This is a genomic window from Negativicutes bacterium (genome assembly GCA_021372785.1).
In the GTDB taxonomy this organism is placed as follows: Bacteria; Bacillota; JAAYKD01; order JAAYKD01; family JAAYKD01; genus JAJFTT01.
Genome location: JAJFTT010000004.1, coordinates 43299 through 57391, shown reverse-complemented (window position 1 = coordinate 57391; position 14093 = coordinate 43299). Strand labels below are relative to the sequence as shown.

Genomic DNA, 14093 nt, shown 5'->3' with positions numbered 1-14093 from the left:
ACCGTCTTTTGCTCGAAGATCATTCGGTGATGCCGGCTGCAGGCGGACGGAAAGCTTCACTTACAACCGATTCATACAAAGTTTGCAGGTACGCACAGGAAAAACGGCTGTCATAGCCTAGAATCCCATGCCGCGCTGCCAAAGTATCGCTGTAGTCCTGCAGCAGATAGACTTTCGTGGCCCAAAAGCGCGTTTCAAAATGAGTAACCAGCGGAATCAACAACGGCGACTGCACCGAAGTGACATCCCCTTCTTTGACGAAGGTGACCTGAGCCATGCCGCCCAGCATGTTTTCCGCCTCAATCTGATTGGAAATTAAATTTCCCAAAGAATAAAATACGGGCATGCTTTTTCCGTCAGCCCGCGTCAGCAGCGTCACCGGTTGGATTACATGCGGATGGTGGCCAAGCACCAGATCCACGTTATGATCGGCCAGCCGCTGCGCCAATTCACGCTGGGCGTCGCTGCCGGTCAGATCACCTTCGCTGCCCCAGTGCAGCGAGACGATGACAAAGTCGGCCATGGTTTTTGCCTGCTCCACTTCGGCAAACATCGTTGCCTCATCATCCAGCATCGCGATCTGATAACCTTGCCAGTCTGACACGGAAAAACCGTTCAGACCGTAATCATAGCCCAAAAAAGCAAAGCTGAGACCATTGCGCCGGATGATTTGGATATTGCTCTCCGTTGCCTGTTGATAAACCCCAACCGTTTTGACTCCCAGACTGTGCCAAAGATCCAAGGTTTCAATCAAGGCATTCAGACCGGAATCCAGAGCATGGTTGCTGGCCTGATTGACCACATCAACACCGATTGCCGCCATCTCCTGCGCCAGTTCCCGCGGCGCATTGAAGAGGGGATAGGAAGAGATGATGTATTTTTCGCCGGCCGTGGTGACCTCCTGATTCAGGAAAGTGAGATCAGGCGCTGCCAGGGCTGCGGCCACCGGTGCATAACAGCTGCTGAAATCATAATGGTCTTTTCCCATGGCATAGGCATATTCATAGATCGGATAATGGATTAAATTATCGCCGACAGCGCGCAAGGTGACTGCAACCGGCCCGGGTTCGGCAACATTCGGGACACTTGCTTCCGGTTTTGGCAGAGCATTACATGCGGTCAGACTCAGCAGCAAGAAAAATAACAGGATTTTCTTCATGGGCAAAACCTCAATTCATCCCGGAGCCGGCGGCCTATTTCCCTGAGGCTGACAGCCAGGCGGATGATCGCCGTGGGCTTTTTTTCTTTCGTGTACCTATCTTAGCAGAGAACAGGAGAAAATACCAGCAAATTCTCACCGGACAGCATAAATATCTGTAACCGCCGCAGCAAGCGCCGCTGCAAACCAAATGCCAAGCACCCAAAAGCGTTCTCTTAAAGTGAAAGTTTTCTGAGTGTTGCTCTTGCCAAAGTGTATATCAGGCATTAAAATAAGAGAGTACAAAAGGCAAGAGAAAGAAGTGAAGACAAGATGCAAACAGATTGGATCAAAGACTTAAGCAAAAAACAGGGTGAGGAAGTCTGCATCAATGGCTGGCTGCACCGCGTGCGCAAATTAGGGAAATTGGCTTTCCTGCTGATTCAGGATAAAACCGGCGTGATCCAGGGAGTGGTCACGGGAAAGCCGGACTGGCTGGCTGAGCTCGGCAACGAACAGGCTGTCATCGTCAACGGTACGGTTTCCCTGTCCGATAAGCAGCCGCTCGGGGTTGAATTGCAGATCAGCCGGGTTGAAGTGGTGGGCAAGGTGCTGGATGAATTGCCTTTTGAATTGAATCAGGAAGAAATCAGTGCCGGATTGGAGCATGTTTTGGATCACCGCGTCTTAAGTCTGCGTCATACCAAGACCGCGGCGATTTTCAAAATTCAGGACAGCGTGGTCAGGGCATTCCGTGATTTTCTGCATCAGGAGAATTTTACGGAGATTCACACACCAAAAATCGTGGCAACCGGCACTGAAGGCGGCAGCGAACTTTTTGAAATCAAATATTTCGAGCAGAAAGCCTATTTGGCGCAGTCGCCTCAGTTTTACAAACAAATGGCGATGGGAGCCGGTTTGCAGCGGGTTTTTGAAGTAGCGCCGGTTTTCCGGGCGGAATCGAGCAATACTTCCCGCCATTTGAGCGAATTTATCAGTCTTGATCTGGAGATGGGCTTTATTTCCGGTTTGCAGGATATTCTGCAACTGGAAGAACGCATGATGGAATATCTGTTTGCCTATTTGGCGGAACACAATGCGGCAGAATTGGCGATGTTCAAAGCAAGCTTACCAAAAGTCGGCCGGATTCCCCGCTTAAGGGTGAAAGAAATCGCGGCGATTCTGGAAAAAGAGTACGGTAAATCACTGGTCAGCCTCGATCTGGATAATGAAGCGGAACGCCTGATCGGCGAATATATCCTGAAAGAAACCGGTTCCGAATTTCTTTTTGCCACCCATTATGGCCGGGGCAGCCGCGCCATGTATACCCAACCCTCATTGGATGATGCGGAAGTGACCGAGAGCTTTGATATGCTCTTCCGTGGCATGGAAATGAATTCCGGCGCACAGCGTATCCATGATTATGATACCCTGGTCAACAGCATCCGCCTGAAAGGCCTCGATCCGCAGGACTTCCAGAGTTATCTGGAAATCTTCCGTAACGGTATGCCGCCGCACGGCGGTTATGCCATAGGGGCGGAACGTCTGGTGATGAAAATCTTAGGTTTGCAGAATATCCGGGAAGCGGTGCTCTTCCCGCGGGATCGCAACCGCCTGACGCCTTAAAAAAGCAATGCCAACTCCGGTTTTTTCGGCCGCTTTCACCTGACCGGCAGAGCGGTTTTTTAGAGCAGATTCAATTTATTTTCACAGGCTGCCCGCAACAAAGGAAATATCCTTTCGCATATGGAAATAGAATAAGGTTGTTCAGTGAATTTTTTTAAGGAGGTCAGAGTGATGCAAAAGAGAACATTTGGCAAGCTCGATTTTCAGCCCTCCCTTTTGGGATTTGGCTGCATGCGCCTGCCTGTAACCGGCCCGGATAAGGTGATTGATGAAGCAGAAGCGATTGCTATGATCCGTTTTGCTATCGATCAGGGTGTGAATTATGTGGATACGGCTTATAATTATCATAACAGTCAGTCGGAAATTGTCCTGGGGAAAGCCTTACAGGATGGTTATCGCGCCAAGGTGAAGCTTGCGACCAAGAATCCTTCTTTCAAACTGACTCAAACCCACGAATGGCTGGAGTTCCTGGAGGAACAGCTGGCCAAGCTGCAAACAGATCATATCGATTTTTACTTACAGCATGGTTTGAATGCGGAACGCTTTGAGATATTTAAAAAAGTCAATGCTTTCGAAGAAGCCAAAAAAGCCAAGGCCATGGGAAAAATCAAATACTTCGGTTTTAGTTTTCATGATAAACTCGAGGTTTTCAAGGAAATTGTCGATGCGTATCCCTGGGATTTTTGCCAAATCCAGCTAAATTATCTGGATACCGATTTCCAGGCCGGCCTTGAAGGTCTGCGTTATGCCGCTGCCAAAGGTTTGGGCGTTGTGGTGATGGAGCCGCTGCGCGGCGGCAGATTGGCTGCGAATTTACCGGCTGACATTCAGGCGATGTTTGACGCCTATCCGATTAAAAAATCTCCTGCGGAATGGGCGCTCGGCTGGGTTGCCAATCAGCCGGAAGTTTCTCTGCTGCTTTCCGGTATGAGTACCATGGAACAAGTCAAAGACAATCTTCGTATCTGCAGTATGGAAGCCAGCCGAGTGAACGGGATGCAGCCGGCAGAGCTGCAATTCCTGCAGGATGTTGCCGCCGCCTGGAAGGCGAAGCTGCGGGTTGACTGTACCGGCTGCCGTTATTGTATGCCTTGTCCGCAGGGAGTCAATATTCCGAGACTCTTCTCACTCTATAATAACGCCGCTATGTTCGATAGTTGGGACGCGGCGACCGCTCTCTATCAGGAAGCAGTCGAACAAGGCATGGATGTTTCACACTGTGTGCAGTGCGGCACCTGTGTCAGCGCTTGCCCGCAGCAGATCTCTGTGATCGAAGAGTTGCAGGAACTGCATCGTATTTTCAGCAAGGCGAAAGCGTAATTTCTGCAGCTTCCAAGGCAGCTGCGAAGTTTAAAAAAACAAGGGGAGGGAATCACAATGCAGTTTTCCAAAAAACCAATCGGAGATCTGGTCGGCTTTGAATTGGAAATTTACCAATTTGGTCAGGGCGATGGTCCGAAACTGATGGTGACTGCCGGTATTCACGGCGGTGAAGTTACCGGTACGCATGCCGCCAATCAGTTGATTCAATACCTGACGGAACATGAATCCGAACTGAAAGGTCAGGTCAAAGTGCTGCCAATCTGTAATCAGGGCGGTTTCCGCCGCATGGAAAGAACAAATCCTTATGATGACCTGGATATGAATCGGATTTTCCCCGGTAAGCTGGCCGCTTCTCCCACCTTGGTCACCGCCAATCTGATTTATCAGGAAGCAGCCTGGCCGGATGCGATCGTTGATTTGCATTGCTGCGGCATCTATGGCAGTAATTATATTCTTTCGATCTGGCACGAATCTGAAAAAGACAAGAACCTGGCCGCTATGCTGGATATTCCGGTAGTAATCCAGTCCGGCGGTACCGAAGGTCAATTGTTCGTGGAGGCCAGCCAAAAACTGGGCAAGGCTGCCGTGATCATCGAGCTGGCCGGCGGTCAGCCAACCGGCTGCGTCGATTTGGCGGCCGCCGAAGAAGCCTATCTTGCTTTGGTCAAACTGATCAAGCAGTTGGGCATGCTGCCGGGACCGGTGCAAAAACCGGAACCTGTCTTCTGCGGTAAACTGGAAGGCAAATCGGCCGATCGCAATGGCTTTTTCCTGCCTGCCGTCAGTCAGGGCAGCTGGATCAGCCAAGGGCAGCTGATTGGTCATTTGAATGAAAAAGAAGTCATTGCCGAAGCGGATTGCCGTATTCTGCGCGTGGGTCCCGCCCGTTATTTATTCTGTGGTGATTCGCTCTATACATTTGCCCGCAAAGCGGAATGCAACCGGTAAGAGAGGAGCCTGACGAGCGATGAGCGATTCTGTCTATACCAGTGAACTGCTGTCTCCGGGAGTTTGGTCTATCACGCAAGGTCATGTGCGGATGTTTTTGATTGAAGGCAAAGAGCGGGCGCTGCTGTTCGATACCGGCAATCCCGGCGGAGAACTGGCGGCTTATCTTGTCAAACTGAGCCAAAAACCTTTGACCGTCGTACTCAGCCATGCCCATGGCGATCATACCGGCGCTGCGGATCAGTTCCCTTTTGTTTATCTGCATCCAGCCGATTTCAGCATGCTGCCGGCGCATTCAGGCGGGCATTTCCTGCCGCTGGTCAAGGGTCAAAGCTTTGAACTGGGAGACCGGCAACTCGAAAGCATTGAAATACCCGGTCATACACCGGGCAGCATCGCCTTGCTCGACCGGGCCGCCGGTATTCTCTTTTCCGGCGATACGCTGCAGGTCGGTCCGATTTATATGTTTGGAGCATCAGCTTCCTTTGCGGCGCTGCTGGATTCGCTGGATAAATTGGAGGAATTGGCACCATATTACAGCATCGTTTATCCCTGTCATAACAAGCTGCCGGTCGGATCCGAACTGATTGGACAGTTACGCACCGCCGCCCAAAAAATGCTGGCCGGTGAACTGGTCGGTCAGGAAGAGCAGCTGCAGCCGGGGCGCAGAAGGTGGCTCTATACCGATCAGGATGTTTCCTTCTACGGACCGCCGATGCCGGCACAAAAAGGAAAATTGAATTCCATGTCAATTTAATAAAATAAACTGCTCCCCATAGAGTAGACACTCGAAATAACGAAAAATTCGAGACTACACGATGGGGAGCAATTCATAAAATCGGCAAGGAGTATTTTTATTGCTTAACAGCCAAAAGCCATAAAGAGGAAAGGCCGCTGGTCTGCGTCAGTTCGGCTTGGGCCGAAAGGCAAAAACCGCAGTCGTTCAGCAGTGCCGGATAGGCAGAGGCCGCTAAGCTGCTGCAGGGGGGGCCGCTTTTGACTTCGGGAATCGCATTGGCGGTGGTTCCCGGCCTGACGGGCAGAGGCAGAGCCATAAGCAGGGGAGCCTGCCTTTTTAATTGACGGCTGATTTTCTCTAAAACCTGTGCCTGCTGTGCTGCATCTGTTTCCTGCAGGCTGTTGATCAGCAGAATCCCATCAAAATAAGCATCGGGCAAGGAAAACGCCGTAAAATCCGCCAGCAGGAAGGCCGCCTGCGGCAGCTTAGCGGCAGCATAACTGATTTGGGCATAGGAGTGATCGATACCCAGATAACGCCAGCCCCCTTGCAGTAAGACCCGGCCAAAAACCAACGCGTTGCCGCAGCCATAATCGCCGATCAATCCGTTGGGCGGCAGAGCCTGGCAAAACGAATGAAACAGCTGGGCTGCCGGTTTGGCAGGCTGACCGGCATTTCCTCTGTCACTGTCATAGTCTCTGTTATTATAAAATGCTTTGGCTTGCCCGGAACAAGGGTTTCGCATTTCAGCGATGGGAATCACCTTCTTTCAGCACAATACTGTCTCCATTATAACGGGAGATGACTGACTTGGCAAGAAAAAGAGAAGGAAAATAACTTGCCTAAGCAGAAAGAAAAGAGCGGAAGAGAGAATATGCCGGAGTGTCGCCGCAAGCGATCTTTGGGCAAAACAGGGGGGAAGTAAATGTTTCTGGCAAAAATCAATAAGGATCAATTCCTGGCTGCTCTGAAAACAATTGACACACTGATTTTACCGATCGGTTCTCTGGAAGCGCATGGCTGCCATTGCCCGCTGAGCACCGATATCATCGTTCCGGAGAAAATAGCGTCGCTGCTGGACGAACAGTATGGCGATCGTATTTTTATCGCTCCGGCGGTTGTTTATGGCTATTCTCCGTCACTGATTTATTTTCCGGGCACCGTCAGCGTTTCCGGTGAAACATTGGCCAATTATGTTACGGAAATCGTGACCTCCTGGACAAATGTCGGGATCAAAAACGTGATTTTGCTGAACGGTCACGGCGGCAATGTGCCTTCCCTGACCTTGGCAGCCAATCGGATCGCCAAAACCGGCGCCAAAGTGATGTTGGTCAATTGGTGGCTGCATTTCTCCAAAGAAATTTTGACGGTCTGCGATGGCCAGGGTCATGCCGGTGAGGATGAAACCTCAGTGGTTTTAGCGCTTGATCCGACGCTGGTTGACATGAGTAAGGCAAAAGTCTATGAGAAAAAACTGATGATTACGATGATGGCCGACGATATCGTCAAATATTCTTATCCCGATGCCATGAACGGCGATGCCACCAAAGCGACTGCCGCCAAGGGAGAGGCGATCTACCAAATGGTGGTCAGACGCCTGGCTGCGCTGCTGGAACGTCTCTGGCAGGATCAAATCATAGATTAAGGCAAGTCAAAGCGGACGAAGCATGCGCTGAATGGGAGGGGAAAGGGATTGCACAGCCAAAATGAAACAGCGAATCAAACGGAGCTGAGTCAGACGATTCGGTTGTCCGGCAGCAAATACAGTCTGGAATTGGGCGGCAATCACGGTGCTGTCCTGATCGGCGATGCCTTGCATGGCTTCTGGCATCCGCATGCTTTGACATATATCCGAAACCAAAATTGGCAATTGATGCAGGATGATCTCTGCGAACAGATCGGCAATGGAGCGGCGATGCTGGCCATTGGCTGGCGTGAGGGAGCCGGGATCACGGCGCTGCAACTGCAGGCCTATCTGGAATTTATTCAGGCAACCGCCGCCATTTATCCGTTGCTCCTGGATTTTCCCCGGACAGCGGAGCTCGCGACGGCTCTCGAGCAGTTGCCGGGCCGGGCGCTGATTTGTGCTCCCCCTTTGGAAGGCTTGAATTTTCAAGACTGCTGCCGGCTGGCAGTTCTCTACCAGAAACCGCTGCTGCTGAATTTGCGGCGTGGAAAACGAATTCCAGTCAGTGTGGAACAACGCATGCAGTTGGCGGAGGAGACGCTGACCATCGCGCTGCAGACCGGCTTAAGGCAGGATCAGCTTGCCTTTTTACTGCCGCTGCCTGCCGCGACTGCCAGTGTGCTGCCGCTGCAGGAAGCACTGGCTTCGCTGTTACCCTTGAGAGAAAAATTTTCAGTTCCGGTGCTCGTCAGACCATCGGTCAGTTTTGTCACACTTTCCAAAGCCTGGATGCAGTCGGCTGTCTCTGTTTGGGCCTTGGAACGGGGAGCTGACGCCGTCATTGTCAATCCGAATTATCGGGAAGTCGGTAATATCACGCGGGAAATCGCGAATTTATTAGGTCGTCCGCTGCAAAAAATGCCTTTGGAGATGAAAAGATGGAGAAAATAGAGCCGCCAAACGCAGAAATTGAATCGTCCAAAGAAGCCAATCCGCAAAAATGGGAAGCATGGAAGCGGATTCTGGCGGTAGCGTTTTGTACAGCGTTCCTGGGAGAGATGAAACTCACACCCTCCCAGCTGGGTGGGTCACAGGAATTTGGTTTAGGTATCATCGCTTTTAGTTTTGCCTTACTCTTCTGGCAGGATCTGGATATTTTCAATACCGGTTTCTTTACAGGCATGACCGTGATTCTGATCAAGGCAGTCCAGCTGTTCCCGATGGCAGTAAATACGGATCTCGTGGAAATGGCGCTGAAACTGAACTGGCCGGTACTCTGTTACTATCTGACCAACGCGGTTATTCTGATCGGTGCCGATGTTCGGCACAATGTGGAAAAGCCGGCTTACATTACCACCTGGCTGTTTCTGGCTGATTTCCTGGCTACTTTTATCGAATTGGTCGTCCGCGGCGAGCAGGAAGCGCTCAATGCCGGTTTTCCCACCGTTGTGCAAATGGTTTATGCCGCCGTATTCCGTACGGCGATTACCGTCGCTTTTTTCTATATCATTCGGCGTCGGCAAATGGAAGAACGGGCGATTCAGGATAAGGCAAAATATGAAGATTTGCTTATGCTGCTCAATGGTCTGCATGCGGAAGCATTTTTCTTGCGCAAATCGGCCGGAGATATTGAAAAGACAATGGGAAAAGCCTATGCGCTCTATCGAGTGCTGCAGGATAAGCAAAAAGAATATGAACGAGGCGATAAGTTGACCCTGGAGGCGTTGGATATCGCCAAGGATATTCATGAAATCAAAAAAGACTATCAGCGCATTGTCGCCGGACTCGATAAACTGATCAGTGAAGAAAATCTGGGCGCCGATATGTCTTTGGAAGAAATTGTGGAAATTATCTGCTCGACCAACAACTCCTATGCCAAACGGCTCGGCAAAGAGATCGTGCTGACCAGTCAGCTGAATTATCATTTCCGAACGGCGCAATATCACTCGATTATCTCAATTTTGAATAACCTGGTTTCCAATGCGATTGAAGCCAATGAAATAGCGCCGGGACATATTCAAATCGCTTCTTCGCTGATTGGCTGGCATATCTTCATCACGGTTACAGATGACGGACCCGGCATCGAAGAGATGGATCAGCAGATCATCTTTGCTCCGGGTTATACCACGAAATTTTCGGGGGACGGTATGCAGTCAACCGGCATCGGTTTAACCCATGTGCAGTCCATTTCCAAAAGCTTGGGCGGAGAAATCTCCGTCACCTCCAAAAAGGGTTTGACCATATTTACCTTAATGGTGCCCAGAAACGCCGTTGAAATTGTCTTGAACAGCGAGCAAGTGGCAGCCGCCGAAGCATTGAAAAAGAAAGCGGAAGAAGAGGACAGTGAGCGCCTGCAGGGAGGCAGCCTGAAAACCTTTTCCAAGGATTATCAGCTGCCGCACCGGACAGCGGATGCAAAGAAAACAAACCCCGGCGAAAATGAGCACAAGCCATCATAACGCGGAAAAGAGAAAATGGAAAACTGCTCGTCAATTGGAAACATCCCAATTGATGAGCAGTTTTTGCTGCGCCACGCATGGTGCGTAACCAGGCGGTGAAAGTCCGCTATGGGGGTAGGTAGCAGCCAACCATTAGCCAAGCGCAAGGGTGTCCATCGCGAGATGGAATCTGAAGGAAGCGTGATGAGCAAACTCCCGGTCCGAGGAACACGAACCGTATCAGGCACTAAAAAGTAGGATGAGTCTGCAAAACAAGACGAAATCCAAATCACTACCCGGATACCAGGGTGTAAATACGGCGGATATATGGGAGAAAAGTAACGCATCTTACCGTGGGAGATCTCGCGGACGGGTGAAAATCCGGTTGAAATAAGATTTATCGCGAGAAGTCAGCCGAGGCCATAGTACTCAAGAAGGTGGAAAGGGAAAAAAACCTTTTAGAGGAAGGGCTGAACCTTAGGAGGTGAAGATCAATGGAAATTGCCAAAGGCAGCGCAAAAGAACACCGAAAACAAGCAAAAGAAAGCTGTCCGCAAAGGGGAACCGCGGAACGGGGAAAGTATGCGGAAGCGTGCCAGCTGCCGGGGACGATAGAAACGGACATCACCAACACAAAACAAACTGGAAATGGATTGCTGGAACAAATCCTGACAGCGGATAATCTGAACCACGCCTACAAACAAGTGAAACGCAATCAAGGCGCCAGCGGAGTAGATGGAATGCAAGTAGAGGCGCTATACCGCTATTTGAAAGCAAATCGGGAGGAACTCGTGCAGTCCCTTCGGGAAGGGAAATACCAACTTAAAACCAGTCCGCAGGGTAGAAATACCCAAAGGAAACGGCAAGACCAGGAAACTCGGAATCCCCACCGTCGTAGATCGCTTGATCCAACAGGCAATCTGCCAGGTGCTCACACCCATTTACGAAAAACAATTCTCGGACAACAGTTATGGCTTTCGACCGAAGCGAGGCGCCCATGATGCACTGAGAAAGTGTCAAGACAACCGAAGCAATGGATATCACTATGTAGTGGACCTGGATTTAGAGAAATATTTCGACACCGTAAACCAGAGCAAATTGGTGCAAATCCTTTCGAACAGCATAAAAGATGGCAGAGTTATCTCACTCATCCACAAATTCTTAAGAGCAGGGATCATGGTGGAAGGCCGGATGGAAGGAAGTCCGGAAGGAGTTCCTCAGGGAGGTCCCCTTAGCCCATTACTGGGAAACATGATGCTCAACGAATGCGACAAAGAATTAGAACGCAGAGGGCATCGCTTTGTGCGTTATGCGGATGACATGCTAATCTTTTGTAAAAGCCGACGAGCCGCCGAGCGCGTCCTGAACAGCTTAATCCCCTTTATTGAAAAGAAACTGCTGCTGCTAAGTGAACCGGGAGAAAACACAGGTTGCCTATGCAGGAAGAGTGAAATACCTGGGATACCGCTTTTACCTATACAAGGGAGAGGGACGTTTGCGTGTGCATAAGAAAAGCACTGAGAAATTGAAAGGTAAAATTAGGGAAATAACCGGAAGAAGCAATGGGATGGGCATAGACCAACGCAAGAAGAAACTCAACTACTGAATAAAGGGATGGGTGAACTACTTCAAGCTAGCGGATAGGAAAGCACGATTGGAAGCTCTGGATGAGTGGACAAGAAGCCGAATCAGGATGGTCACCCGGAAGCGATGGAAACGAGTGAGAACACGTTATGCCCAATTGATTCGACTTGGAATCAAGACTGAGCTAGCTTGGATGTGGGCAAATACAAGAAAGGGCTATTGGCGTACAGCCCATAGTCCAATCCTATGCCGCGCCCTCTCCAACAAGCGCTTTCTAAGAGCCGGTTACTTTACTTTTGCAGACTGTTACAAGTTGACAATTGTGTAAACTGAGGAAGCGCCGTATACCGAACGGTACGTACGGTGCTGTGGAGGTCGGCTACCCAATGAATGGATAGCCGACCTCCCGATTAGATAAAATACTAAATGACAAAGCCGCCGTTGGGGCTGATGACCTGGCCGGTAATAAATTTTGCTTTTTCCGAAGCCAGGAAAAAAACCAGCTCAGCCACATCAGATGGGGTGCCGATTTTAGCCAGAGGCGTATCATCCAGGAGAGATTGTCTGGCTGCAGAATCCAGATGTGCATTCATTGTCGTATCAATCAGGCCGGGAGCCACACAATTTACACGAATGCCGCTGGGGCCTGCTTCTTTGGCTAAAGCTTTGCTGAAGCCGATTAAAGCAGCTTTGGTTGCGGAATATGCAACTTCGCAGGAAGCACCGCACAGTCCCCAGATCGAAGAGATATTGATGATTTGTCCCGCCTGCTGGCGGATCATGGCCGGCAGCACAGAGCGGCAGCAAAGGAAGGCTGCGGTGAGATTGACCGCCATCAGCTGGTTCCATTGTGTCAGCGACATCTCCTGCAATAAACCGTAATAAGCAATGCCGGCATTGTTGATCAGGACGTCCACCGCACCGTCCAGTTCTTCTGCCTGCTGAAACAGTGTCTGCACCTGATCTTCTTTGGTCAAATCAGCGGGCAGAGCCCAAACGCGGGGATGGAACAGACGCAGCTGGGCAACCAAATTTTGCGCGGCCATACTTTGGCTATGATATTGCAGGATGACCGAATCGCCATTTTGAGCGAACACGCGGGCGATAGCGCCGCCAATACCGCCGGATGCTCCGGTGACGAGGACTGTTCGAGACATGGCATCACCTCAAAAAGCAGAGCGAGCCGTCTCTTACGAGTACGCTCGCTCTTGTTCGCAATTAATCTTTGGCTTGTTGTTGTACTTCAATGAGCAAAGCTTCCAGGAATTTTTTCACGTTGATCTTACCATGATACGGCGATTCCTGACGGAGATAACGCATTTCGTTGCGGACTTCCGAGAAATCGAATAAGCGATTGGCATAGGTGTTGAATAGTTGATGACCGTAGTCCTCAATTCCCAGAGCCGCAACATTGTGTAAAGCGGCACCGACGGCGCGGCGAACGCGTTGCTCGATGGCTTTTTCATCATAAGACGGACCTTTTTCCTGAGTCTTCTCATACTGCTCCCGTACGGATTTGTAAACGGACTGCAGATGATGCAATTGAATCAGGCCTTCGCCGGGTTCATAATCTTCCAATAAGAAGAGAATGATAGTGATGATATCACGGCAGCCCGCTTCGCCTAAAACACCCAAATCCGATAAGATGCGCAGCAATACCTTGCGGGCGCGGTCAATATCAAAGGTGGAGTTTTTAGCGGCAGCTTGGTTCGGAGCATTCGGATCGCCGGTGGGTTCCAGGTTGGTTACGGAACTGCGAATGGTCGCAATCGCTTCCTGCAGCTGCATTTTTTCCAATACGGATTTGATTACAGAAACGATTTCCACTTTGTTCAAAGGTTTATGCACAAAGAATTCAATCCCGCTGGCATAGGCCTGGCCGATCAAGGTTTGTTCGGAAACTTGGGAAATCATAATAAACTGACCCTGGTAATTCTTCTCGTGCAAATGCTGAATGGTTTGAACGCCATCCTGGTTGGGAAGCAGCAAGTCGATTAAAACAACATCCGGATCTAAATTCGCTACTTCAATTTCAGCTTTCTCGCCGTCGTCAGCCTGACCGATCACACGGCCGAGTTCATCGCCTTCAATAATCTTATGCAGGATACGGCGAATGCTGGGATCATCATCCACGAGATAAAAGGTTCTTTTCATTTCATTTTTCACCTTTCATGATTTTTTTGATTTTGTCGGTTACTATCATACGAGCTAGTATAACACAACTCATTCGAGAAATAAAGAGGTAAGCAGATAATATTTTGGGGTATTATGTCGCCTGAGTTCAATACTGCCGCAACGGAAAATAAGTCAGCCGCCGTTGGGTTGGTTGATATGATTTTTTGGACCGAACTCTTTCTGCTCTTTCTATGAAGCAGGTAGAAAGACAGAATAGCGCAGGAAAAAATCATAATATCTTGAATTTCGGTCTGTGCCTATTCTATCACGGTCTAAATGGAAAATCAATCCTTTCCTACATGGATGCAGGAAGAAGTTTATGATAGAAAATAAAGCGAAAAGAGGAAAAGTATGTTATTTTAACGTTACCACTCTACAACAGACAAAGTGGTTTTGAATTTCATCATGAAAAAACAAGGAAAAGACAGTTGCAATCCGGAACTTAAAAAGAGAGCAAAGCCCGTTGGCCTGTGGACCTGACGCTCGGTTTGCTGA

Annotated in this window: 11 protein-coding genes and 1 pseudogene; 8 read left to right on the top strand and 4 right to left on the bottom strand. The window is 49.8% G+C overall.

Features of this window, described 5'->3' with window-relative positions; genetic code table 11:
* Window positions 1–19: 19 nt before the first annotated feature.
* Window positions 20–1159, bottom strand: a complete 1140-nt coding sequence (locus LLG09_00565) for a CapA family protein (protein MCE5195616.1) — start codon at window positions 1157–1159, stop codon at window positions 20–22.
* Between the two features lie 312 nt (window positions 1160–1471).
* Here LLG09_00565 and aspS point away from each other — a divergent pair, with 312 nt between their 5' ends.
* The 4 genes from aspS to LLG09_00545 all read left to right on the top strand — a co-directional run bounded on the left by aspS (window position 1472) and on the right by LLG09_00545 (window position 5792).
* Window positions 1472–2764, top strand: a complete 1293-nt coding sequence (gene aspS, locus LLG09_00560; protein ID MCE5195615.1) for an aspartate--tRNA(Asn) ligase — start codon at window positions 1472–1474, stop codon at window positions 2762–2764.
* A 171-nt stretch (window positions 2765–2935) separates the two neighbouring features.
* A complete protein-coding gene (locus LLG09_00555) occupies window positions 2936–4084 on the top strand; it encodes an aldo/keto reductase (protein MCE5195614.1) in 1149 nt (382 codons plus the stop codon).
* Window positions 4085–4141: 57 nt separating this feature from the next.
* Window positions 4142–5035: a succinylglutamate desuccinylase/aspartoacylase family protein gene (locus LLG09_00550; GenBank protein MCE5195613.1), complete on the top strand. Its 894-nt coding sequence runs from the start codon at window positions 4142–4144 to the stop codon at window positions 5033–5035.
* Between the two features lie 19 nt (window positions 5036–5054).
* Complete coding sequence (locus LLG09_00545; protein MCE5195612.1) at window positions 5055–5792, top strand: MBL fold metallo-hydrolase; 738 nt, start codon at window positions 5055–5057, stop codon at window positions 5790–5792.
* Window positions 5793–5889: 97 nt separating this feature from the next.
* On the opposite strand, the gene LLG09_00540 is transcribed toward LLG09_00545, so the two are convergent.
* On the bottom strand, window positions 5890–6519 hold the full coding sequence (locus LLG09_00540) for a class I SAM-dependent methyltransferase (protein ID MCE5195611.1): 630 nt from the start codon (window positions 6517–6519) through the stop codon (window positions 5890–5892).
* 180 nt (window positions 6520–6699) lie between these two features.
* On the opposite strand from LLG09_00540, the gene LLG09_00535 reads away from it, so the two are divergent.
* From LLG09_00535 to ltrA, 4 genes and pseudogenes are all read left to right on the top strand, one after another.
* Entirely contained in the window at window positions 6700–7419 is a 720-nt protein-coding gene (locus LLG09_00535; protein MCE5195610.1) for a creatininase family protein, read from the top strand.
* Window positions 7420–7467: 48 nt separating this feature from the next.
* Window positions 7468–8352 (top strand): dihydropteroate synthase, encoded by an 885-nt coding sequence (locus LLG09_00530; protein MCE5195609.1) that lies wholly within the window; start codon window positions 7468–7470, stop codon window positions 8350–8352.
* A complete protein-coding gene (locus LLG09_00525) occupies window positions 8340–9860 on the top strand; it encodes a hypothetical protein (protein ID MCE5195608.1) in 1521 nt (506 codons plus the stop codon). The genes LLG09_00530 and LLG09_00525 overlap by 13 nt, the downstream gene beginning before the upstream one ends.
* A 473-nt stretch (window positions 9861–10333) precedes the next feature.
* Window positions 10334–11751 (top strand): annotated as a pseudogene (gene ltrA / locus LLG09_00520) (group II intron reverse transcriptase/maturase).
* Window positions 11752–11845: 94 nt separating this feature from the next.
* Here ltrA and fabG read toward each other — a convergent pair.
* Both fabG and LLG09_00510 read right to left on the bottom strand, forming a co-directional pair.
* Window positions 11846–12580: a 3-oxoacyl-ACP reductase FabG gene (gene fabG, locus LLG09_00515; GenBank protein ID MCE5195607.1), complete on the bottom strand. Its 735-nt coding sequence runs from the start codon at window positions 12578–12580 to the stop codon at window positions 11846–11848.
* A 61-nt stretch (window positions 12581–12641) separates the two neighbouring features.
* The gene (locus tag LLG09_00510) at window positions 12642–13577 is read right to left on the bottom strand and encodes a response regulator (protein MCE5195606.1); all 936 of its coding nucleotides are present in this window, start codon (window positions 13575–13577) and stop codon (window positions 12642–12644) included.
* Window positions 13578–14093 lie beyond the last annotated feature (516 nt).

Bases quoted from the DNA above. Each gene is read 5' to 3' on its own strand.
- LLG09_00565 (MCE5195616.1), bottom strand. From the start codon at position 1,159: ATGAAGAAAATCCTGTTATTTTTCTTGCTGCTGAGTCTGACCGCATGT.
- aspS (MCE5195615.1), top strand. From the start codon at position 1,472: ATGCAAACAGATTGGATCAAAGACTTAAGCAAAAAACAGGGTGAGGAA.
- LLG09_00555 (MCE5195614.1), top strand. From the start codon at position 2,936: ATGCAAAAGAGAACATTTGGCAAGCTCGATTTTCAGCCCTCCCTTTTG.
- LLG09_00550 (MCE5195613.1), top strand. From the start codon at position 4,142: ATGCAGTTTTCCAAAAAACCAATCGGAGATCTGGTCGGCTTTGAATTG.
- LLG09_00545 (MCE5195612.1), top strand. From the start codon at position 5,055: ATGAGCGATTCTGTCTATACCAGTGAACTGCTGTCTCCGGGAGTTTGG.
- LLG09_00540 (MCE5195611.1), bottom strand. From the start codon at position 6,519: ATGCGAAACCCTTGTTCCGGGCAAGCCAAAGCATTTTATAATAACAGA.
- LLG09_00535 (MCE5195610.1), top strand. From the start codon at position 6,700: ATGTTTCTGGCAAAAATCAATAAGGATCAATTCCTGGCTGCTCTGAAA.
- LLG09_00525 (MCE5195608.1), top strand. From the start codon at position 8,340: ATGGAGAAAATAGAGCCGCCAAACGCAGAAATTGAATCGTCCAAAGAA.
- fabG (MCE5195607.1), bottom strand. From the start codon at position 12,580: ATGTCTCGAACAGTCCTCGTCACCGGAGCATCCGGCGGTATTGGCGGC.
- LLG09_00510 (MCE5195606.1), bottom strand. From the start codon at position 13,577: ATGAAAAGAACCTTTTATCTCGTGGATGATGATCCCAGCATTCGCCGT.